Source organism: Sphingomonas faeni, from assembly GCF_030817315.1.
GTDB classification, from domain to species: Bacteria; Pseudomonadota; Alphaproteobacteria; order Sphingomonadales; family Sphingomonadaceae; genus Sphingomonas; species Sphingomonas faeni_C.
The window spans coordinates 131,464-152,982 of the sequence record NZ_JAUSZF010000004.1; the positions used below are offsets into that span (position 1 = coordinate 131,464).

17 protein-coding genes and 2 pseudogenes are annotated in these 21,519 nt (G+C 63.4%); 15 read left to right on the top strand and 4 right to left on the bottom strand.

The window, feature by feature from the left end; all coding sequences use genetic code 11:
* Window positions 1-89: 89 nt before the first annotated feature.
* Window positions 90-713, bottom strand: coding sequence for an RNA polymerase sigma factor (locus QFZ54_RS18690; RefSeq protein WP_307089991.1), 624 nt, complete (start codon window positions 711-713; stop codon window positions 90-92).
* Between the two features lie 190 nt (window positions 714-903).
* On the opposite strand from QFZ54_RS18690, the gene QFZ54_RS18695 reads away from it, so the two are divergent.
* From QFZ54_RS18695 to QFZ54_RS18705, 3 genes are read left to right on the top strand one after another with little or no spacing between them, the layout of a single operon-like run.
* Window positions 904-2,082: an HlyD family secretion protein gene (locus QFZ54_RS18695; protein ID WP_307089993.1), complete on the top strand. Its 1,179-nt coding sequence runs from the start codon at window positions 904-906 to the stop codon at window positions 2,080-2,082.
* Entirely contained in the window at window positions 2,030-3,652 is a 1,623-nt protein-coding gene (locus tag QFZ54_RS18700) for an MDR family MFS transporter (RefSeq protein WP_373458639.1), read from the top strand. Before QFZ54_RS18695 ends, QFZ54_RS18700 begins: the two co-directional genes overlap by 53 nt.
* Window positions 3,652-5,151 carry an efflux transporter outer membrane subunit gene (locus QFZ54_RS18705; protein ID WP_307089997.1) on the top strand — a complete coding sequence of 500 codons (1,500 nt, stop codon included), beginning with the start codon at window positions 3,652-3,654 and terminating at the stop codon, window positions 5,149-5,151. Before QFZ54_RS18700 ends, QFZ54_RS18705 begins: the two co-directional genes overlap by 1 nt.
* On the opposite strand, the gene QFZ54_RS18710 is transcribed toward QFZ54_RS18705, so the two are convergent.
* Together QFZ54_RS18710 and QFZ54_RS18715 are read right to left on the bottom strand one after the other, a co-directional pair.
* A complete protein-coding gene (locus QFZ54_RS18710) occupies window positions 5,093-5,677 on the bottom strand; it encodes a TetR/AcrR family transcriptional regulator (protein ID WP_307089999.1) in 585 nt (194 codons plus the stop codon). The two genes, QFZ54_RS18705 and QFZ54_RS18710, sit on opposite strands and share 59 nt — an antisense overlap.
* Window positions 5,678-5,772: 95 nt before the next feature.
* Window positions 5,773-6,309, bottom strand: a complete 537-nt coding sequence (locus QFZ54_RS18715) for a TetR/AcrR family transcriptional regulator (protein ID WP_307090001.1) — start codon at window positions 6,307-6,309, stop codon at window positions 5,773-5,775.
* 161 nt (window positions 6,310-6,470) lie between these two features.
* Between QFZ54_RS18715 and QFZ54_RS18720 the strand changes: the two genes are divergently transcribed.
* The 11 genes and pseudogenes from QFZ54_RS18720 (at window position 6,471) to mnhG (ending at window position 19,584) form a co-directional block, all read left to right on the top strand.
* Window positions 6,471-7,661: an efflux RND transporter periplasmic adaptor subunit gene (locus tag QFZ54_RS18720; RefSeq protein ID WP_307090003.1), complete on the top strand. Its 1,191-nt coding sequence runs from the start codon at window positions 6,471-6,473 to the stop codon at window positions 7,659-7,661.
* Window positions 7,662-7,665: 4 nt separating this feature from the next.
* Entirely contained in the window at window positions 7,666-10,914 is a 3,249-nt protein-coding gene (locus QFZ54_RS18725; protein WP_307090005.1) for a multidrug efflux RND transporter permease subunit, read from the top strand.
* Between the two features lie 65 nt (window positions 10,915-10,979).
* A complete protein-coding gene (locus QFZ54_RS18730; protein ID WP_307090007.1) occupies window positions 10,980-12,365 on the top strand; it encodes an efflux transporter outer membrane subunit in 1,386 nt (461 codons plus the stop codon).
* Window positions 12,366-12,513: 148 nt separating this feature from the next.
* Window positions 12,514-13,272 (top strand): MipA/OmpV family protein, encoded by a 759-nt coding sequence (locus QFZ54_RS18735; protein WP_307090008.1) that lies wholly within the window; start codon window positions 12,514-12,516, stop codon window positions 13,270-13,272.
* 433 nt (window positions 13,273-13,705) lie between these two features.
* Window positions 13,706-14,731 (top strand): annotated as a pseudogene (locus tag QFZ54_RS18740) (proton-conducting transporter transmembrane domain-containing protein); the annotation flags it as partial.
* Window positions 14,732-15,572: 841 nt separating this feature from the next.
* Window positions 15,573-16,499, top strand: a complete 927-nt coding sequence (gene mbhE, locus QFZ54_RS18745) for a hydrogen gas-evolving membrane-bound hydrogenase subunit E (protein ID WP_307090010.1) — start codon at window positions 15,573-15,575, stop codon at window positions 16,497-16,499.
* Window positions 16,499-16,840, top strand: coding sequence for a Na+/H+ antiporter subunit C (locus tag QFZ54_RS18750; RefSeq protein ID WP_307090012.1), 342 nt, complete (start codon window positions 16,499-16,501; stop codon window positions 16,838-16,840). Before mbhE ends, QFZ54_RS18750 begins: the two co-directional genes overlap by 1 nt.
* Window positions 16,837-18,471, top strand: coding sequence for a monovalent cation/H+ antiporter subunit D (locus QFZ54_RS18755; RefSeq protein WP_307090014.1), 1,635 nt, complete (start codon window positions 16,837-16,839; stop codon window positions 18,469-18,471). Before QFZ54_RS18750 ends, QFZ54_RS18755 begins: the two co-directional genes overlap by 4 nt.
* On the top strand, window positions 18,468-18,956 hold the full coding sequence (locus tag QFZ54_RS18760) for a Na+/H+ antiporter subunit E (protein WP_307090015.1): 489 nt from the start codon (window positions 18,468-18,470) through the stop codon (window positions 18,954-18,956). Before QFZ54_RS18755 ends, QFZ54_RS18760 begins: the two co-directional genes overlap by 4 nt.
* Window positions 18,953-19,234, top strand: coding sequence for a K+/H+ antiporter subunit F (locus tag QFZ54_RS18765; RefSeq protein ID WP_307090017.1), 282 nt, complete (start codon window positions 18,953-18,955; stop codon window positions 19,232-19,234). Before QFZ54_RS18760 ends, QFZ54_RS18765 begins: the two co-directional genes overlap by 4 nt.
* Complete coding sequence (gene mnhG / locus QFZ54_RS18770; protein WP_307090019.1) at window positions 19,231-19,584, top strand: monovalent cation/H(+) antiporter subunit G; 354 nt, start codon at window positions 19,231-19,233, stop codon at window positions 19,582-19,584. Before QFZ54_RS18765 ends, mnhG begins: the two co-directional genes overlap by 4 nt.
* A 16-nt stretch (window positions 19,585-19,600) precedes the next feature.
* Here mnhG and QFZ54_RS18775 read toward each other — a convergent pair whose 3' ends face one another.
* On the bottom strand, window positions 19,601-19,846 hold the full coding sequence (locus QFZ54_RS18775; RefSeq protein WP_307090021.1) for a hypothetical protein: 246 nt from the start codon (window positions 19,844-19,846) through the stop codon (window positions 19,601-19,603).
* A gap of 98 nt (window positions 19,847-19,944) precedes the next feature.
* Between QFZ54_RS18775 and QFZ54_RS18780 the strand changes: the two are divergent.
* Window positions 19,945-21,336, top strand: a pseudogene (locus tag QFZ54_RS18780) (IS1182 family transposase).
* The last annotated feature ends 183 nt before the right edge of the window (window positions 21,337-21,519 follow it).

Genomic DNA, 21,519 nt, shown 5'->3' on the forward strand with positions numbered 1-21,519 from the left:
CGAGCGATCGGTCGCTGTTTTTGTATTCAGAGCATGCCGTAAAGCAGCGCGCCGCACCCGAGCATCACGCGATCAACGTGGAAGATTAATCAGGCGCACTGTTGCGCAGAACTGCCGATCAGGCGCGTGTTTGATTGCTTCCATCCTTCGTAAATGGACAGGGCCCTCAAGTGTCCGCCAGGTACGCTCAAGACATTCTGCGGACAGGGTCGACCTGGCGGGTTCATGCTGCGCACGATCGCCGAGCGCGCACGGGCCACCCGGCTTTTTAGAGTATTTTGCGGCACGCTCAGTTGCTGCGCTGCCTCTTCATAGGTCAGCCCCTGCACGACCACTGCCTCAAAAGCCTGCTGCTGCGGCTCGGGAAGGCCGCCAAGCAGTGCGTTAAGGTCGCTCATGAAGATCGCGGTCTCTTGATCGGGTGGGATGAGCAGGGTGCGCTCGATCGCCTCCGGTTCCCAGTGAACCTGACGCGCGGCGCGCCGGCGCTCTGACAAGAAGCTATTACGGGCGATACGCATCAGCCACGCAGTGAGATTGCTGCCCGGCGTGAAGCTCGACCGTGCCGACCAGGCGCGCATTAGGGTGTCCTGCACCAGATCGTCGCCATCGGGGGTGTTGCTGGCAAGCCGGCGCGCATAGCGCTTCAGGATCGGTAACACCGGCCGGACCGTCGCCTGGAACTCGGCAGCCGAAAGGACGCCGTTTGTCATAGGTGTCGGAGCAGAGAGAGTGGATGTCATAGCGAATGCCCGTGGTGAAAGCGTTTCAAGCCGCCCGTGAAACAACGCAATAAGCGGACATTGTGTCCGGGAGGTGTCTTGAAGTGGACACGATGCCCGCTTAGGTGCCGCGGAGCGCGAGCCGCTGACATCATCAAACGAGAAAACGAGTATTCAGCCGATGACCGACCAGCGGTTCGAACCTCAGGAGCCCAAGAATGACGCCGGCGAGCCGGAGGCTACAGCGAAGCCGTCGCGGCGGCTGAGCGGTCGTGCCAAGCTGATCTTGCTGGTGCTCGTGGCGGGGGTGCTTGTCGCCGGCGTCATGTGGTTCATCCGTTACGAGAGCCACGGCAAGTACCTTCAGGAAACGAACGACGCGACGATTCAGGCGGACGCGGTAACGGTCGCGCCGCGAGTGGCGGGCTATGTCGCAGCAGTGCTGATCGCCGAGAACCAGGACGTTCGACCAGGCCAGCCGCTGGTCCGCATCGATCCGCGCAACGCGCGAGCGCAGGAGGCGCAGGCACAGGCCCAGATTGCCATCGCTTCGGCGCAGGCCGATGCCGCCCGCGCTCAGATCCGCGAGCAATATGCGGCCATCGATCAGGCGCGAGCCCAGCTGGCCGCCGCGCGCGAGAAGGCTGCTTACGATGCGAGTGAGGTCGCGCGTTATCGCCCGCTGGCCGCCTCCGGCGCTGAAACTCGCCAGCAGCTTGCCAGGCTCGAGGCGACGGCGCGGCAGTCGGCGCAGGAGCGTCGGGCGCAGGAAGCCGCGCTCGCCGCGCAGCAGCTTCGGGTGGGATCGCTGCAGAGCCAGGTGGAGCAGGGGCGGCCACAGGGCCAGGCCGCCCGTGCGCAGCTGGCTTCCGCGAACGTCGACGTCGGTGCAACGGTGCTGACGGCGGCAACAGGCGGACGGGTCGGCGACAAGACGGTTACGGTCGGTCAATATGTCCAGGCGGGCACGCGATTGATGTCGATCGTGCCGCTTGATCGGCTCTACATCAGAGCAAACTTCAAAGAGACCCAGCTGGCGCTGATGCGCCCGGGCCAGCCGGTCTCGATCCACGTCGATGCGCTGGACGATGTCGAACTGAAGGGGCGGATCGAGAGCCTAGCGCCAGGGACCGGCGCGCAATTCTCGTTGCTGCCGCCGCAGAACGCTACCGGCAACTTCACCAAGATCACACAACGCGTGCCCGTGCGCGTGTCGATTGAGGCGACGCCCGCGGCGCGGCGCCTGCTGGTTCCGGGCTTGTCGGTGACGGTGACCGTAGACACGATCGCGGCCAAGCAGGAAATTGATGCCATTCGCGATCAACAGAAGCAGGTCCAGCAGCGCGCACGGAGCCGCTGAGGTGGCGACCAGAGCGGTGGATAGGGCGCCGGCGCAGGCCGGCGCGCCCGCCCGTGCGGATCTTGGCGCATGGCTGGCCGTTGCGGCGGGCACCCTCGGCGCGCTGATGGCGACACTCGACATCTCGATCGTCAATTCCGCGCTTCCCACCATCCAGGGCGAGATCGGCGCAAGTGGCACCGAGGGAACGTGGATCGCGACTTCCTACCTCGTCGCCGAAATCGTTGTGATCCCGATGGCGGCGTGGCTCCACCGGATGCTCGGGCTGCGCACGTTCCTGCTGCTCGCGGCTGGGCTGTTCACTGTCTTTTCGGTCGTGTGCGGCCTGTCCACCAGCCTGTCGATGATGATCATCGGGCGCGTAGGCCAGGGGTTCACCGGGGGGGCCATGATCCCGACTGCGCAGACGATCATCGCGCAGCGCCTGCCGCCTAGCCAGCAGCCAATCGGCATCGCCGCATTCGGTGTTACCGCCATTCTGGGACCAGTGCTGGGGCCGCTAATGGGTGGCTGGCTGACCGAGAACATCAGCTGGCACTACGCATTTTTCATCAACCTGCCGATCTGTGCGGTTCTCATCGCCCTGCTCCTGCTCGGCCTGCCGCACGAGAAGCCGAAGCTGCACCTGTTCGTCCAAGCCGACTGGTTCGGCATCGCCGGTCTTGCGCTTGGTCTTGGGGGACTCACCGTGTTCCTGGAGGACGGCCAGCGGGAGCAATGGTTCGCGTCCGAGCTGATCCGCTACATGTTCCTGACGATGCTGATCGGCTTTGGCCTGCTATTCTGGGGGCAGGCCACGGCGCGGCGGCCGATCATTAAGCTGAAGCTGCTGCTCGATCGCCAGTTCGGGTCGGTGGCACTGATGGGGGTGGTGCTTGGCATTGTGCTCTACGGCACCAGCTACGCGATCCCGCAGTTCCTGTCGGCGCTGGCGGGCTACAACGCGCTGCAATCGGGCAAGGTGGTGCTGCTGTCGGGGCTGCCCAGTCTGTTCATGATGGCGATCGTGCCGCTCCTGCTGCGCAAGGTCGACATTCGGATCGCGGTGGCAAGCGGGCTGCTCATCATGGGCGTGTCCGCCCTGCTCGACGCGAACCTCACCGCCAGCTCGACCGGCAGCGACTTCACCGTGTCGCAGCTGATGCGTGGAGTCGGTCAGATCCTGGGCATGCTGTTCCTCAGCCAGGCGGTGGTGCGATCGGTTCCGCCCGAGGACGCCGGCGATGCGTCGGGGCTGTTCAACGCGGTCCGCAATCTTGGCGGCAGCTTCGCTCTCGCCGGCATCTCGATCCTGCAGGAACAGCGAATGTGGCTGCATTCACGCCGAATGGAGGAGTCGCTCAATGCTAACAATCAATCGGTGCAGACCTATGTCGGGGGCCTTGCGCAGACCGCGGGCGATCAGACCGCAGGGCTGCGGCTGCTGGCACAGCAGATCCAGGCGCAGGCACTGACCATGACGTACAACGACATCTTCTGGATCATGAGCATGGTCACGTTCGTCGCGCTGCCGCTGGTGCTGTTCCTGAAGCCCCTGCCCAAGAACGTCGAACCGGCAATGGTGCATTGATGCGATACACTCCCCTACTCCTTTCCTTGAGCCTGCTTGGCGCGTGCACGACTGGTCCGAACTATGCCGGGCCGCCTGCGACCGCATCGGACGCCACGGCGCGCGGATCCTTCGTCCGGGCCACGGACGAAACGCTGACGCCCAAGCCCGCGCTCGCGCGCTGGTGGGAGGGACTGAACGATCCGACGCTGACCCACCTTGTCGACGATGCGCTGGCGCACAGCCCAACGATCGACGAGGCGGTGGGCCGAATCCGCGAGGCGCAGGCGCAGCTTCGTCAGCAGCAAACCGGGCAGTTGCCGAGCGTCAGTGTGAACGCCACATATCTTCATGCCAAGGTGCCCGGCGCCGGTCTTGGAGGCGCCGGAGACACTGCCGGGCAGGAGAGCAGTGGTGGCGACACCAGCCTGAATTTTTACAATGTCGGCCTCAACGCGTCATGGGAACTCGACCTCTTCGGGGGCCTCCGTCGCGGCGTCGAGCAAGGGCGCGCCACCACGGAAGCACGGTTCGCTGACTTGGCGGACGCGCAAGTTTCACTCTCCGCGCAGGTGGCGCAGGTCTATGTTTCCCTGCGTGACGTGCAGGAGCGCGTCCGCCTCAATGCCGCCTCGACCAGACTGCAGCAGCAGCAGTTGGCACTGTCGCACCAACGCTTCGTACAGGGTACCGCTTCGCGGCTCGATCTCGAACGCCTGCAAGGGCAACTGGAAAACACGGAAGCCGAGGCCATCCCGCTAGGCGCTCAACGTGACGAGTACCTGAACCAACTCGCGGTCCTCACGGGACGGACACCCGGCGTGCTGGACGCCTCGCTGGGCGCCGTCGTTCCGGTGCCGCTACCGCCCGCCACCGTGCCGATCGGCGATCCGGCAGCCCTGATCGCGCACCGGCCGGACATCCGCTCGGCCGAACGCCTGCTTGCCGCGCGCACGGCCGGGATCGGCGTCAACAAGGCCCGGGAGTTGCCGGGCATCCAGTTCCTGGGTCTGCTGGGCCTGGGAGGCAGTTCACCGGGGGACATGTTCGACCTCGACAATCTCACCACCCTTGCCGCGCCGATGCTGAGCTGGTCGTTCCTCGACTTCGGCCGCAACCGTGCCGCCACCCGCGTCGCGGAGGCCCAACGTGATCAGGCGGAAGCGGCGTACCGGCGGACGGTGCTTGAGGCCCTGCAGGACGCGGAGAACGCGCTGTCACGGTTCGGCAACACGCGCGCACAACTCGGTCAGCTTGCCCGCGCCGAGGCAAGCGCCGCAAGAGCGGCGGCGCTCAACCGCCAGCGGGTGGCGGCCGGAACCTCCACAGTGATTGATCAACTCGATACCGAACGCCAGCAGCTGTCAGCGTCGATCGCGGTCGCACAGGCGAAGGCTCAACTCAGCCAGAGCTACATCGCCGTCAATAAGGCGCTGGGGCTGGGTTGGAGCGACGCGGCCGTCAGCGCGGCTGAAACCCGTGCAGAAGAAGGCGAAGCGCGTCGTCGATCTGCGCGGTGAGCTCCGCGTCGGTCATGAACGGCATGATGAGGCCGCCCAACATTCGAGTGGCGAGAACTACGTCTCGTGCCGTGACCCGCGCATCGAGCTGGCCACGCGCCTTTGCCTGAACCACGACGGGCTCGACGGCACGCTCCAGTCTCTCACGCAGCAATCCCAGTGCGGCCCTGTTCGTGTCGTTCAGCTTGAACTCGCCGGCGATGCGGCTGAACAGCGACGATGTCGCGGCACCCTCGCGTACCATTGCCCCAATGGTTTCTTGAAGCGGGGCAGAAGGGTCGAGCCTTGCCTCTATCTGATCGATCTCCCGCGAGAAGATGGCGATGGCCAGCGCCTGCCGGTCCGGAAAGTTGCGGTAGAGCGTGCCTCGTCCGACCCCGGCCTGATCCGCAATTGCCTCAAGCGGCACGTCGTAGCCCTGGTTGGCGAAACAGGTTGTCGCGGCATTGAGCAATGCTTCGCGTCGCTTCTGCGCGTCGCGGCGAGGCGCACGCCGCTTGGGTTCGGTGTTTAGGTCGGCATCCATGGTGTGATCGAATACATCCAGGAGCCCTCTCGGTCACCCCGGTGATCATCCGTGACCGAGTAGCTTCTTACCAGCCCACCGCTCGAACTGATCGATCAAAGGCGAGCGACACCAGTAAGCACGATCCTAACTGCTCGCTCGAAGAGCCCTTCATCCTGACGGCTGTCGACGCTGGTGGCCGCGATCAGCATCCGGTTAATCAGTCGTAGATCGCTTCCGTCGAAACGCGCGTCGACGATCCCCATCCGCTTTGCCTGGTCCATCACCCGCGCGTTCAAGATATCGGCGCTCGCCGACAAGGGGGCCACCAGCTTTAGAACCTCCTGTCGATCGAAACTTCGCAGGAAGGGGAGGGCGAGGATCGACAGCCGGCCCTGCCGACGCACGAACTCGATCAGGAGGTTAGGAGATTCGGCATGTTCGTCGACGAACGCAGCGAGCTTCTCGTGTTCGTGCTCCATCACTGCGACGATCAAGCCCCTGCGATCGCCGAAATGGCGATAGAGCGTTCCCCGGCCTAGCCCCGTTTCGTCGAGCACCACTTTGAGCGGAACGTCATAGCCATCCCGCTCAAAGATGCGTGCCGCCGCAGCGATCAGCGTCTCTCGATGTAAACGTGCGTCACTGCGCATCACTCGATCTCCCCAGGCAGCGCTAGCTGAAGCTGGCGTCGAATGTAAGCGGACACGGTTGTCCGTTTGTAGAAATACAGCTATGCCGCTGATGACCGCGTCCGTGGACGCCTGCCGGAGACTCGACCTTGCGCGCCCTCTATCCTTGGCTGGCATCAACCATGCTCCCTCTCGTAGCCGTACTGCCTGGCTGCTCCGAACCAAAGCAGCCGGCTGCGCCGCCGCCTGCCTTTGTCGAAGTGGTGACGGTTGCGGCGGAGGCCGTGCCGAACATCGTCGAGCTGCCTGGCCGGATCGAGGCGGTACGCACCGCCGAGGTTCGTCCGCGTACCGACGGGATCATTCAGCGCCGCCTGTTCGAGGAAGGAACGTTCGTCCGCGAAGGTACGCCGCTCTTCCTGATCGATCCACGCGATTATCGCGCGCAGGTGCAATCCGCGCGGGCGGTGCTGGAGCGCGCCGCGGCGGCCCGCACCAACGCCGCGGCGGTTGTGCGCCGCTACGAGCCGCTTGTGAGCCGTCGTGCCGTAAGCGGACAAGAGTTCGACGCCGCACGTTCGGAGTTGCGCCAAGCCGAGGCACAGGTTTCCGAAGCACGGGCGGGACTGTCGCGTGCCGAGCTGCTACTGAGCTACACCACGGTTCGTGCCCCCATTTCGGGCCGGGTAGGCCGCGCCGAAGTGACGGAAGGCGCGTTGGTCAGCGCGACGCAGACGAACGCTCTGACCCGCATCGACCAGACGACACCCGTCTACGCGGTGTTCACCGTATCGAGCGCCGAAATCCTGAATGCAGGCGAGCGAGCGCGTAGCGGTGAGGTGAAGGTTGCGGGCCTCAACTCCGTGACGGTGAAGCTAACGCTGGAGAACGGCACTACTTACGGACCGGCCGGGCGCCTCGACTTCACCGGGGCGACCGTTGCACCCGAAACCGGCACCCAGCTGGTCCGTGCCCAGTTTCCAAACCCGGAGGGCACGCTAAAGCCCGGCGAGTTTGTGCGCGGGCGTCTGGAGGCGGGCACCATCGCCAACGGCATCGCCATCCCCTCGCGGTCAGTGCAGTTCCGGGGTGAGCAAGCGAGCGTGTCGGTCCTGCAGCAGGACGGATCGGTCGTCAGCCGGCCGGTGACACTGGGCGAGATGATCGGCAAACGCTGGATCGTCCGCTCAGGCCTGCGTGCCGGCGAGCGGGTGATCACTGAAGGCTGGAACCGGGTTCGCGCGGGTGGGAAGGCTCAGGTGAAACCGGCAGGCGGGGCCGCCTCGGTTCCCGCGGGCGCAGCACCAGCTCCAGCGACCGCGGGCGGTCAACCCGGCCCGCCATCGGCGGGCGCACCGACGAAGGGGAACTGAGTCAATGGATCGGTTCTTCGTCTACAAGCCCGTCTTTGCTTGGGTGATCGCGGCATTCATTGCGCTCGCCGGGTTGTTATCGCTCCTCAACCTGCCGGTTGAGCAGTATCCGTCAGTCGCTCCGCCGTCGCTCACCTTATCCTACACCTATACCGGCGCGGATGCGGAAACGCTCGACCGCAACGTCACCTCGGTGATCGAGCGTGAAATGAACGGCCTTGAAGGCTTCCTTTACATGTCGGCTGCCAGCCGTTCGAATGGCACGGGCCAGCTTGTCCTGTCCTTCCAGTCGGGCACAAACATCACCAACGCTCGCAGCCTGGTACAGGACCGGCTGAACCGGGCCATGCCTCGCTTGCCTCAGCAAGTACAGCAGCTGGGCATCCAGATCTCTGATAATTCGTCCGGCTTTCTCATGATTCTAGGGCTGTCCTCGCCCGACAAGAGCATGACGCCGCTGGAGATCGGCAACTACGCTAGCAACAATGTCGTGAACGAACTGCGACGCGTGCCGGGTGTCGGAAACGTGCAGCTGTTCGGTTCGCAATATGCCATGCGGATCTGGCTCGATCCGGCTAAACTGGCAGGTTTCGCTCTCTCAGCGACCGAGGTGCTCCAGGCGGTTCAGGAGCAGAACAGTCAGACTGCCGGGGGCGGCATCGGCGATCTGCCCATCACGCGCGAGGCGGAATTCACCGCTCGCATCGTCACACAGAACCGCTTTTCATCACCTGAGCAGTTCGAGCAGATCATCATTCGCGCCAGCCAGGATGGATCGACGGTCCGGCTTCGCGATGTCGGGCGGGTCGAACTCGGTGCGGAGAATTACGGGTTCCGCGCACGCCTGAACGGCAACGAGATCGCCGGCTTGGCCATACAGCTCGGCACCGGTGCCAATGCGGTCGCGGTGGCAAATGGCGTACGGGACCGAATGGCAGAGTTGCAGAGCAACTTTCCCCCCGGCCTGAAGTGGGATGTCGCTAACGACACTACGCCGTTCATCAACGCGTCGATAGACAGCGTGGTGATGACGCTGATCGAGGCGATGGTGCTCGTCTTCATCGTCATGTTCCTGTTCCTCCAGAACTGGCGTGCAACCGTCATTCCGGCCGTCGTCGTTCCCATCGCTCTGCTCGGCGCATGCCTCGGGCTGTACCTCTTCGGCTTCTCCATCAACACGCTATCGCTGTTCGCAATGGTGGTGGCGATCGGCATCCTGGTCGACGACGCGATCGTCGTCGTGGAGAATGTCGAGCGAATTATGGCGACCGAGGGGCTGCCGCCACGCATCGCCACGGTGAAAGCGATGGGACAGATCCGCGGCGCGATCATCGGCATTACGCTGGTGCTGATCGCCGTGTTCATCCCGATGGCGTTCTTTCCCGGCTCTACCGGCGGAATTTATCGGCAGTTCTCGGTAACGCTGGCGGTTTCCATCTTCTTCTCGGCGGTCCTTGCCCTAACGTTGACGCCCGCGCTGTGCGCGACTCTGCTTAAGCCGCACGCGCATGAGCCCGGTCACGAACCGCAACCCAGGCCAGGTTGGCGGGGATGGCCACAGCGCTTCTTCAACGGCTTCAATAATTGGTTCGGGCGCACGACCGATCGCTATACCGGGGGCGTCGGCAAGATGATGGGAGCGCCGCTGCGCTGGATGGCGGTGTTCGTAGCAATGTGCGCGGTTGCCTTGCTGCTCTTCATGCGGCTGCCAGGCGGCTTTCTGCCCAACGAAGATCAGGGCACGTTCCTTGTCAACTATGACGCGCCGGTCGGCTCTACCATGAACCGAACCGAAGAGGCCGTGGTTCAGGCCGAGGCCTATCTGCGCGCGCAACCGCAGGTGAAGAACGTGGTGTCGATCCTCGGCTTCAACTTCTTTGGGCAGGGACAAGGTGCTGCCTTGTCATTCGTTGGGCTGAAGCCGTGGGAAGAGCGCAAGGATAAGGAGAGTTCGGTGACCGCCCTAATCGCGGGCGTGCAGCGCGCGACGTTCGGCATCACCGAGGCTTCCGTAGTTGCGCTTAACCCGCCGCCAATCCAGGCGCTGGGCAACGCCACCGGCTTCTCCATGAAGATTCAGGACCGCTCAGGCACCGACCGGGCGGGACTCCTTGCCGCACGCGACGCCATCCTATCGGCCGCGGCGAAGGAGCCGACGCTCGCTGGCGTGAGGTCCGAAGGTCAAGGCGATGCCCCCGAACTGTTCGTCGACATCGACCGCGTGAAGGCGCGGGCGCTCGGCTTGTCGATGTCAACCGTGAACCAGACCCTGGCGATCAATTTCGGCTCGTCCTATGCTAACGACTTCAACCGCGAAGGGAACACGCTGCGTGTCTACCTGCAGGCGGATGCACCATCGCGGATGACGCCGCAGGACGTACTTGCGCTTCGGGTGCCGACATCTTCGCCAGCGACAACTGGCACCGCAGCCGCTACGCCCGGCCAAGGCGGCGGCAGTGGCGGCGGGACCGTGCCTTTCTCGGCGTTCGCCAAAGTCTCCTGGCGCACAGGCCCGATCCAGCTCGATCGCTACAATGGCTATCCTGCGCTGACGATCTCCGGGCAGGCAACCCCCGGACAGTCTTCGGGTGCTGCGCTGGAGACAATGGAACGGCTCGCCGAGCAGCATCTGAGCGGCGCGATGGGCTATGAATGGACCGGCACCGCCTACGAGGAAAAGCAGGCGGGTAGCCAGATCGGTCTGCTTCTCGGCCTGTCGATGGTGGTCGTGTTCCTGCTGCTGGCGGCGCTCTACAACAGCTGGGGCATTCCGCTGTCGGTGCTGCTGGTCGTGCCCTTCGGCGTTCTGGGCGCAGTGCTGTTCACAATGCTGCGAGGGCTGTCAGCGGACGTATACTTCAACATCGGCCTTATCACGATCATCGGATTGGCCGCGAAGAACGCGATCCTGATCGTCGAGTTCGCATTGGAGGACGAACGCCCTGGCACGTCGGTCTATGACGCCACGCTGGAAGCGTCGCGTCAGCGCCTTCGGCCGATCCTGATGACCAGTCTCGCGTTCATCCTCGGCATGGTGCCGCTGTTCATCGCGTCGGGTGCCGGCGCGGCGAGCCGACAAGCGGTCGGCACGGGCGTGATGGGCGGTATGATCGCGGCGACCGTGTTTGGGATCTTCTTCACGCCGGTCTTCTACCTTCTGTCCAGACGCTACCTGAGCAAACCGCATGACCCGGAAGGCGAGGATCAACGCTGGATTGAAGAGAATGATGGGCGGGAGATAGCGCATGCGTAAGTGGCTTCTCATCGCAGCGACGGGATTGTCGGGGTGCAATCTCGCTCCCGACTACAAACGGCCGGTTGCTTCGGCATCAGCCGTCTACCCTACCGACCCCAACACCCCGCAGTCCAGAGGGACCGCTTGCAACTGATCTGGGCTGGCGCGACTTCTTTCGCGATCCGCGTCTCCAGACGCTGATCGCAACCGCGTTCGAACGTAATCGCGACCTTGCCCAATCGCTTGCCAGGATCGACCAGGCGCGGGCCCAGTTCCGCATTCAGGCATCGCAGCGGCTTCCCAATGTGGCAGCAAATGCTGGCGCCACCCGCAGCCAGCAGCCGATCGCCGGTCTCGGCTTCGGCAATGCGCTGCCGGGTGGGGGGGGGGGGGCTGGCGCTCCGTCCGCGATCAACATCGAGCAATACTCCGCCAGCATCGGCGTCAGCTCGTTCGAACTCGACTTATGGGGACGCGTCAAAAATCTGACGGAGGCTGAGCGCGCACGGTACCTCGCCTCGGTCGAGGGCGCACGAGCATTTCGGTTGTCGCTGATCGCCCAGGTTGCCTCTGCCTATTTCGACATCCTTGCCGGACAGGAACGGATTACCGTCGCCGAACGCGCCCTGGCGGGGCGGCGCGAAGGTGTCGAGATCGCGCGCGACCGAATGGAGGCAGGGGTCACCTCGTCCGTCGACTTCAATCAGGCGGTGCTGCTGCTTACCCAGGCCGAGGCCGAGCTTGCGGAGCTTCAGCGCACCACACAGCAGTCGCGCAACCTGCTCGATGTGCTCACAGGAGGTCCGATAGACACGCGGCTTTCAGCACCGCTTGGGCTGGCAACCGATGTGCAGGTGCGGCCGATCGCGCCAGGTTTGCCGTCGGCCCTGCTCGCGAACCGCCCCGATCTGCTGCAAGCGGAGTACAACCTGCTGGCAGCGAACGCCAACATCGGCGCGGCGCGGGCTCAGCTATTCCCGTCCATCTCGCTGACCGGGAGCTTCGGCTTTCTCTCGACGGCGCTCGGAAGTCTGTTCGAGGGCGGCAACCGGACTTGGAGTGTGAACGGCGCGGTCAGCCAGCCGATCTTCGATTGGGGACAGCGCCGCGGCAACATCAGGCTTAGCGAGGCACAGGCAGCCGAACTCGTCGCCGCCTATCAACGAACAGTGCAGGGCGCATTCCAGGAGGTCGCAGACGGACTGGTCGGGCGCCGCTACTTGCGGGACCAGATCGACGCTCAGACCCGCACGGTTCAGGCCCAGCGCGAGTTAGCCGAAACCGCACGCCTGCGGTACGACAACGGCATCTCAATCTATCTCGAGGTGCTGGATGCGGAACGCAACCGGTTCGCCGCTGAGCAGACACTGATCCAGCTTCGGGCGCTTGAGCTGCAAAACGCCGTCACCCTGTACACCGCACTGGGAGGCGGATCTTTCGCCTCAGGTGGCGCTGGCGCAGTCCATTGAAGCATTTCTGCTCTGAAGATGAAGTTAAACTATCTGACTGAGGTCATAAAATCGCGGCATATCAACTTTAAATCAGGCTATTAACTCTAAATGATCATCTCTGTTCGTATAATAATGCCTGGTTTCCTCTGTGTTGGAGGCTGCCTCTATGGCGTCGCAGCAACTAGCCGCTCAGGCACAGACACAATCTGAAGCGCAAGCTCAGGCTCAGGCGCCCGAACGTCTTCAAGGCAAGGATCATTTCATCCTCGGCATCGGGGCGGGTTATACACCGACCTACCAAGGATCGGACGCATATAGGGCGGTGCCCGTGCCGGTGTTCGACATCGCATGGGGGCCGGTCTTCGCCAATCTGCGCAACGGTGTCGGCATCAACGTCATCGAAAGCGGGCCCGTCACCGTCGGTGCAAGCGTCACCTACATGCCTGGCTATCGCCGGCGCGACGTGCCCGAGGGGATCGGCAAGCTGTCGCTGGGAGCTGGCGGACGCGGCTTCGCGAGCATCCGGGCGGGCGGCCTGATCGCGACCGTGGGTGCCACGAAAGGCTTCATTGGCGACAACAAGGGCGTGATCGCCGACGCGACAGTCTCCTATCCGGTCCGCGTATCGTCTCGTCTGACGCTGATTCCGACGATCGGAACGACTTGGGCCGATCGGCGGTACAATCATCGCTATTTTGGGGTGGATGCCGATCAGGCGTTCGCATCGGGCCTGCCGCGATACCGGGCGGGCGGCGGGTTCAAGGATGCTTCTGCGTTGCTGAGCCTCAATTATCGGCTGACCGACCATATCGGGCTAGGTGCCTCTGCTGGCGTAACGACGCTGTTCGGCGAAGTCGCCGACAGTCCGCTGGTCGAGCACAAGACGCGACCGTCGGGCTTCCTGTCTGCTGCCTATCGCTTCTGATCGACGACGCCGCGTTTTTCCCGATCAATAATCCATCGACTCAATGAGGAGTAAAGCATGAAGACGCAGGTAGCCGTGTCCCGTGGGACTGGCAGCAGCTCAACGGCCCTCGGTAGCAGCATATTCCACAACCCAAACTTTGATAAATTGCTGTGAACAGGTATGACCTTGCGATTAAGCCGGCTTCGCAAGCGCCCATCAAGGGGCTCCTTGCTTGATAGCGCCTTTTCAGGCCATCAGAGGCGAGGTGCCCGTTTGCCCGCTCAGGCGGTAGATTGGACATTGGGAGTTGGACATCTTTCTTAACGATACGCTGCTGCTCGTTATCGTCGCTCTTCCGTTCGCGGGCAGTTTGCTCGCGGCATCACTGCCCAGCCATGCACGCAATGCCGCAGCGGCGCTGGCGGGCACGATCGCCGTGTCGGGCGCTGTTATGCTCGCCTCCATCTTTGCGCGCGTCGCGGGAGGTCAGGTCGTTCGCAGCGAGTTTGAGTGGCTGCCCTCGCTCGGCCTCAACCTGCTGTTCCGCCTCGACGGCCTGTCGTGGATCTTCGCCTTCCTGGTGCTGGCGATCGGCGCGCTAGTCGTTCTTTACGCCCGCTACTACATGGCGCGCGAGGATCCGGTCCCGCGCTTCTTCTCCTTTTTCTTGGCGTTCATGGGGTCGATGCTGGGCATGGTGCTGGCGGGAAACCTCATCCAGCTCGCCTTCTTCTGGGAGCTGACGAGCCTCTTCTCCTTCCTGCTAATCGGCTACTGGAACCACAAGCGCACCGCGCGCACCGCGGCGCGGATGGCGCTAATCACCACCGCGACAGGCGGCTTCTGCCTGCTGCTGGGGCTGGTGATAATCGGCGACATCGTCGGAAGCTACGATCTGGACCGAGTGCTTGCTGCGGGCTCACTCATAAAGGCCAGCCCGCTGTACCTACCCGCGCTGCTACTCATCCTGGTCGGAGCTTTCACCAAGAGCGCACAGTTCCCCTTCCACTTTTGGCTTCCGCACGCGATGGCGGCCCCCACGCCTGTCTCCGCTTACCTCCACTCGGCAACAATGGTAAAGGCGGGAATCTTCGTTCTGATAAGGTTATGGCCAGTACTGGCCGGCACCGAGCAGTGGTTCCTCATCGTGACCACCATCGGCCTCACGACCCTACTGATAGGTGCCTGGTCGGCCGTCTTCCAGCAGGATTTGAAAGGGGTGCTGGCCTATTCGACCATCAGCCATCTGGGGCTCATCACCTTGCTGCTCGGCATCGGCAGCCCGCTGGCCGCGGTTGCGGCGATCTTCCACACCATCAATCATTCGACGTTCAAGGCTTCGCTGTTCATGGCCGCCGGCATCATCGATCATGAGACAGGCACGCGCGACCTGCGCCAGCTCAGTGGACTGTACCGGTTCATGCCGATAACAGCTACGCTAGCTATGGTCGCGGCAGCGGCGATGGCCGGCGTGCCGTTGCTGAATGGCTTCATTTCCAAAGAGATGTTCCTCGCGGAAGCCCTGGCAGAACACAACGGAACCATCCTCGATCGGCTTCTACCCTATCTCGCCACATTAGGGACCGCGCTGAGCGTGCTCTATTCGCTGCGCTTCATTCATCAGGTGTTCTTCGGGTCGCCGCCGGTTGGCCTGCCGCGCATGCCGCATGAGCCGCCACACTGGATGCGGGTGCCGATCGAAATTCTCGTCATCGCCTGCCTGATCATAGGTGTGCTTCCGGCATTCACCGTGGGGGCGTTCCTTGATGCGGCAGCGAGATCGGTCTTGGGGGACGCGACGCCGAACTACAACCTAGCGGTCTGGCACGGCTTTACCCCGGCCCTGTTCCTCAGCATCGTTGCGCTTGCGGGCGGGGCAATCGCCTACCTGCTGTTCCGCAACTACCTTAACACGCGCGATGGCCCGCCGCTGGTTGGGCGAATCAAAGGCTGGCGGGCGTTTGAGACTACGCTGGCGGCAATCGTCGACGGCTCGCGCGTGCTGGAGAGGATCGTCGGCACGGGACGACTTCAGCCGCAGATGCGCCTTCTCATCTGCATCGCATGCACCCTCGGAGCACTGCCGTTCCTCGGCCGGGGCGTCGCAAGCGGCGGTGTTCCGGGAACCGCAATCGACCCGATCTTTGCGCTGGTTTGGGTGATCGGTTCCGGCTGCGCGATTGGGGCGGCTTATCAGGCCAAATATCACCGCCTTGCCGCGCTAGTGCTGACCGCCGGGGCCGGGCTCATGTCCTGTGCCAGCTTCCTTTGGCTGTCCGCGGCCAGACCTGGCCCTGACCCAATTGCTGGTCGAGACTGTGACGACCGTGCTGCTGCTCCTCGGCCTTCGCTGGTTGCCGGTCCGCCGCCAGGAGGTCTGGCCGGGCGATACCGTGCCGCTGCGGGTGAGTGCGCGTCGCTCAACCGATCTCGTCATCGCGATCGTCGCCGGCACGTTCATTGCACTTCTCGCTTTTGCGGTGATGACGCGGCCGTTGCCGGATATGATCTCCCGCTATTTTATCGAGAACGCTTATAAGCAGGGCGGCGGAAGGAACGTCGTCAACGTCATCCTCGTCGATTTCCGTGGTTTTGACACGCTGGGGGAGATCACGGTTCTCGCGATCGTTGCGCTGACCGGCTACTCGCTGCTGCGTCGCTTCCGACCGGCGCGGGAAAGCGTTGCCGCCCCGGTCCAGCAGCGCGTCCAGCATGCCTTCGACGCAGCCCAGCCCGACCGCGCCGTCGGCGACACCCTCACCGATTATCTGTGGATTCCGCGGTTGATCATGGAGTGGCTGTTCCCCTTCATCCTGGTGCTCGCCGTCTATCTGTTCATCCGCGGACATGATCTACCGGGCGGCGGCTTTGCGGCGGGCATCACCATGTCCGTCGCGCTGATCCTGCAATATATGGCCGGCGGCACGCGTTCGGTCGAAGCGCGGCTGCGGATCCGTCCGCTGCGCTGGATCGGCGGCGGCCTGTTGTGCGCCCTTGCGACGGGGGCAGGATCACTGACTTTCGGCTATCAGTTCCTGTCCTCCTACTTCCGCTATGTCGACGTGCCGCTGATCGGTTCTGTTCCTTTTGCCACCGCGCTGCTCTTCGATCTCGGCGTCTTCTCGCTGGTCGTGGGCGCCACTGCCCTCATCCTGATCGCGCTGGCGCACCAGTCGATCCGCACGCCGCGCCCGTTCCCGAGGCTGCAGAGCGAACCCGTGATAGCGAAAGGAGAGCCTCTCTGATGGAAATCATTCTCGCTCTTGGCATAGGCGTCCTGACCGCGTCCGGCGTATGGCTGATCCTTCGGCCGCGCACCTTCCAAGTGATCATCGGGCTGTCGCTGATGTCCTACGCGGTGAACCTGTTCATCTATGCCATGGGCCGGTTACGCGTGGACGCGCCACCCGTCGTCGGCCCGGGCGCGGCGGATCCGACGCAGTTCGCCGATCCGCTGCCGCAGGCGCTGGTACTGACCGCGATTGTGATCTCATTTGCCATGACGGCGCTGTTGCTGGTAATCCTGCTCACTTTGCGCGGCCTGACCGATACCGATCATGTTGACGGGGAAGAGAAGGCGCCGTGATCGCCTGGACCGATCACCTCATCGTCGCGCCGGTTGCCCTGCCGCTTGGGTCTGGCGCGATGATGCTGATGCTGGGCGAGCGCCGCCAATTCGCCAAGGGCGCGATCAGCATCGTGACTACCCTTCTGCTTCTGGCCGTGTCGCTTGTGCTATTGCAAGCGGCGTCCGGCATCGGTGCACCGAGCCATGCGACGGCCAGCGCGCGCGCCTACCTCATTGGTGACTGGCCCGCTCCTTTCGGCATCGTGCTCGTGCTCGACAAGCTGTCAGCGCTGATGCTCGTCCTGACCGCGGTTCTCGGTGTTACGACGCTTGTGTACGGTTTTGCGCGTTGGAACCGCGCCGGGCCACGGTTCCACACGCTCTTACTGTTTCAGTTAATGGGGCTCAATGGAGCATTCCTGACGGGCGACTTGTTCAACCTGTTCGTCTTCTTCGAGGTCGTACTGGCGGCGTCCTACGGCCTGCTACTGCATGGCTCGGGAACCAACCGGGTGCGCATCGGCCTGCACTATGTGGCGATCAACGTGGCCACGTCGCTGCTGTTCCTGATCGGCGTGAGCCTTATCTATGGCGTCACCGGCACGCTCAACATGGCCGACCTGGTCGCCCGCATCGCCGCTGTTCGGCCTGCAGATCTGGCCCTGCTGCAAAGCGGGGCGGCGATCCTTGGCCTGGCCTTCCTGGTGAAGGCTGGCATGTGGCCGCTCGGGTTCTGGCTACCCACGGCCTATTCCGCCGCCACGCCGCCGGTAGCCGCCCTGTTCGTGATCCTGAGCAAGGTGGGCATCTACGCCCTACTGCGAACTTCGCTGTTGTTCTTTGGTGACGAGGCGGGAGCTGCCTTCCACTTCGCCGACGATGCGCTGCTGTGGGGCGGAATGGCGACGATCGCGTTTGGCACGATCGGCGTGCTGTCATCGCAGACGCTGTCACGACTGGCGGGCTTCTGCATCTTGATCTCGTCCGGCACCCTGCTTGCGACGGTCGGCACGGGCGACGTGAAAGTGCTGAGCGGCGCGCTTTTCTATCTGGCGAGTTCGACGCTCGGGATCAGCGCATTCTACCTGTTGATCGAGCTGGTCGAGCGCGGAGAGTCGGAGCGGGGATCGGCCCCGTTGACCGAGCCCGTGTTCGATGACGAATATACTGGCGCGATCGAACCCGAGGAGGAAAGCGAGGTCGGTGTCGTCATCCCCGCGACGATCGCGATCCTGGGGGGCGGTTTCGTTTTTTGCTCGCTCCTGCTCGCGGGCCTGCCGCCGCTTTCCGGCTTTATCGCCAAGTTCGCGATCCTGGACGGTCTGATAGGGCTACAAAGGATCACGGCCCCAACAACCTGGATACTTATCGCGCTTATCATCCTGTCGGGCGTAGCCACGCTGATTGCGATGACGCGCGCCGGCATCGATCTGTTGTGGACGCCGGGTGAAGGCGCGCAGCCGGACCTACGGCTGATAGAGGCGGCGCCGGTCGGGATGTTGCTGGCGTTGTGTCTGGGCCTGATGATCTTCGCAGGTCCGGTGTTGACCTACATGGAGCAAACCGCCCGCGCCCTTCACGACCGTGGCGCCTACAGGTCTGCGGTGACGAGCGCGCCACGTGGCAACTCCCCCGGGGTAAGCAGATGAAGCGGCTGTTCCCCTATCCGCTGCTGACGCTTTCGCTGCTGGCTATGTGGCTGCTGCTGAACCGGTCTGTCTCCCCCGGACATCTGCTGCTGGGAAGCATGGTAGCAGTCGGCGCATCGCTTGCCATGCGCGCGCTCGGCAACGAGTCACCGCAGATCCGCTCTTGGCGGCCGCTTCCCCGTATCCTGCTCCTTCTGACGACGGATGTCTTGCGGTCCAACATTGCCGTGGCGCGGATCATCCTGTCTCCAGTGCAGCGTGACGGCACTTCGGGCTTTATCCGTATATCGCTGCGAACACGCAACCGCCACGCACAGACGTTCTTGGCCATCATGATGACGGCAACGCCTGGCACGCTGTGGGTGCAGTTTGATCGCGTGACCGGAATCCTTCTCGTCCACATCCTGGATCAGGTAGGCGCGGATGGGTGGACCCGGCGTATCCAGACCCGCTACGAACCACTGCTGTTGGAAATGTTCGGATGACCGCCATCCTCCTTGGCATTGCCATTACGGTGGCCCAAATTACCCTGGGATTGGCATTAGCGTGCGCCGCGTTCCGCTTTGTGCGAGGCCCACGCGCGCAGGACAGGATTCTTGGCCTCGATGCCTTCTACGTCAACGCGATGCTGCTGCTGCTGACGTTCGGCATCCAGACGAGCAGGACGGTCTACTTCGAGGCGGCATTGGTGATCAGCCTGCTGGGCTTCGTCGGCACGGTGGCACTTGCCAAGTTCCTGATGCGAGGCGAGGTGATCGAATGATCCAGGCTCCCGATCTTCCTGCTTGGGCGGCGCTGATTGTCGCGATTCTGCTGCTGTCGGGATCGACGATGACGCTGGTCGGCTCGCTCGGGCTCATCCGTCTGAAGACCTTCTACGAACGCGTCCATGCCCCAACTCTGGGCGCGACCGTCGGCGTGGGCTCTATCGTCCTCGCCTCGATGGTCTGCTTCACGGCACTCGAGTCCCGCTTCGTCCTGCACGAGATCCTTATTCTAGCGTTTCTGACGCTGACCACCCCCGTTACTCTGATCTCGCTGGCGCGCGCTGCTCTCTATCGCGATCGGACCGCAAGAGATGACGAGGTGCCTCGAGAGCACCCAATGGATTGACCCGGATCCAGAAAGGCTAATCTTCGGCAACGTGGTAGAAGCGACTCCCCTCTGTTTCTTGCCATGCTTTCAAAAGCTTTCCATCATTGCGATGCGAACGGCTGAGGTTCGTACCGCTCGGGTACAGCGCGTTGTTCGCATCCGATGTGTTCTGCCGGTTAGATATAATGCGGCGAGGTTGTTGCGGGTCGGCTGAATGGCCTAATCGGGCTAATGCACGACCTGCCGAATGGCCGAGATCAGGGCGTTTGATGATGGCCACTTCTCCACCATGGACCCTATGTCGCGAATGTCCTGCAGACTGTGTGGAAACCTCGTCTGAGGATTCCCGTCGATCTCGGCGCATGGTATGTTTCTGCCATGGCGTATCTGGCTGGAACGGACCGCTCGCAGCTCCTGCTGCTTCCCGAGGCGGTGGATGATTATGTCGGGCCGGACAATCCGGTCCGGTTCATTGAGGCCTTCGTCGACGACGGGACGCCCAGGCTACGATCCGGCCGATCTGCTCAAGCTTTACATCTACGGGTACCTGAACCGAGTTCGCTCGAGCCGGCGCCTGGAAGCCGAGACCCACCGCAATATCGAGGTGATCTGGCTGCTGCGGCACCTGAAGCCGGACTTCAAGACCATCGCCGACTTCCGCCGCGACAACCGCACCGCCTTCAAGGAAGTGTTTCGGGAGTTCGTGGTGATGTGCCGCCAACTCGACCTGTTCGGGCGCGAGCTCGTGGCGGTGGACGGTACGCGCATCAAGGCGGTCAACAACAAGGACCGCAACTTCACCCGTACTTCGCTCGCGAAGTTCATTCAGGAAGCCGACGAGAAGCTCGCCGGTTATATGAAACGGCTTGATGAGGGAGACGCCGACGACGATCACACGCCGAGTGGCGGTTCCAGTCGGGGTGGCGAGAAGCTGGCTGAGAAAATCGCCGCCATCGAGGGTAAGCGCGACCGGCAGAAGGCGCTCCTCGCCGAACTGGAGCGCACAGGCGCCGAGCAGATTTCGCTCACAGACCCCGATGCCCGCGCGATGGCACGCATGACCAAGGTCGGGGTCGGCTACAACATCCAGCTCGCCGTCGACGTGAAGCACAAGCTGATCGCCGAGCAGGCCGTGAGCAACCAGGTCCTCGACCTGGGCCTGCTCGCCCAAACCGCGACAGCGGCCATGGAGGCGCTCGGCGTCAACCGGATCGAGGCAGTTGCCGACCGCGGCTATTTCAAGATCGAAGACATCGAGGCCTGCGAAGCGGCCGGTGTCACCGCCTATGTCCCCAAGCCGATCCGCGGCCCTGCCGTGCGTGACGGCTTCTTCAGCAAGGAGGTGTTCCGCTACCAGGCCGACCGGGACGTCTTCGTCTGCCCGGCCGGAGCGGTGCTCTCGCCGCGGCATTTCGGCAAGTCGCGCGACAATGTGAAGGTCGACTACACCAACCGCGCTGCCTGCAAGGCCTGCGAGCTGAAACCCCGCTGCACCCGGACTTTCCGCCGTGTCTCTCGCCTGGAGAACGAGGCGGTGCTCGACCGCATGGCGGCGCGGCTGGCACTTCGGCCTGGCGTGCTCGACGAACGGCGAAACAGTGTTGAGCATCCGTTCGGCACCATCAAACAATGGATGGGCCAGGGTGCGTTCCTCATGCGCCGGCTGGAAAACGTTCGCGGCGAGTTCAGTCTCACCGCGCTCGCCTACAACATCAGACGGCCATCACCTTGGTCGGGGTACCGGGCTTGGTCGCCGCGGCAAGGACATAATACCCGCCTTCCGGCGCCTGAATGTCGCACCGAACGTCAGCCGTGCCGCTTCTCCCGGCCTCAAAGCCACCCTGGGACGTAACCCGAGGCATCTCCCGCTGAAGACCGTTCAACGGAGGGTATCGCAGTGCGCTCCAGCCTACTCACGCCTTTTCACACGGTCTGTGTGATTTTTGCATCAGG

Excerpts from the sequence above, each read along its gene's own strand:
- QFZ54_RS18690 (WP_307089991.1), bottom strand. The coding sequence starts at position 713 with ATGACAAACGGCGTCCTTTCGGCTGCCGAGTTCCAGGCGACGGTCCGG.
- QFZ54_RS18695 (WP_307089993.1), top strand. The coding sequence starts at position 904 with ATGACCGACCAGCGGTTCGAACCTCAGGAGCCCAAGAATGACGCCGGC.
- QFZ54_RS18700 (WP_373458639.1), top strand. The coding sequence starts at position 2,030 with ATGCCATTCGCGATCAACAGAAGCAGGTCCAGCAGCGCGCACGGAGCC.
- QFZ54_RS18705 (WP_307089997.1), top strand. The coding sequence starts at position 3,652 with ATGCGATACACTCCCCTACTCCTTTCCTTGAGCCTGCTTGGCGCGTGC.
- QFZ54_RS18710 (WP_307089999.1), bottom strand. The coding sequence starts at position 5,677 with ATGGATGCCGACCTAAACACCGAACCCAAGCGGCGTGCGCCTCGCCGC.
- QFZ54_RS18715 (WP_307090001.1), bottom strand. The coding sequence starts at position 6,309 with ATGCGCAGTGACGCACGTTTACATCGAGAGACGCTGATCGCTGCGGCG.
- QFZ54_RS18720 (WP_307090003.1), top strand. The coding sequence starts at position 6,471 with ATGCTCCCTCTCGTAGCCGTACTGCCTGGCTGCTCCGAACCAAAGCAG.
- QFZ54_RS18725 (WP_307090005.1), top strand. The coding sequence starts at position 7,666 with ATGGATCGGTTCTTCGTCTACAAGCCCGTCTTTGCTTGGGTGATCGCG.
- QFZ54_RS18735 (WP_307090008.1), top strand. The coding sequence starts at position 12,514 with ATGGCGTCGCAGCAACTAGCCGCTCAGGCACAGACACAATCTGAAGCG.
- QFZ54_RS18750 (WP_307090012.1), top strand. The coding sequence starts at position 16,499 with ATGGAAATCATTCTCGCTCTTGGCATAGGCGTCCTGACCGCGTCCGGC.
- QFZ54_RS18760 (WP_307090015.1), top strand. The coding sequence starts at position 18,468 with ATGAAGCGGCTGTTCCCCTATCCGCTGCTGACGCTTTCGCTGCTGGCT.
- QFZ54_RS18765 (WP_307090017.1), top strand. The coding sequence starts at position 18,953 with ATGACCGCCATCCTCCTTGGCATTGCCATTACGGTGGCCCAAATTACC.
- mnhG (WP_307090019.1), top strand. The coding sequence starts at position 19,231 with ATGATCCAGGCTCCCGATCTTCCTGCTTGGGCGGCGCTGATTGTCGCG.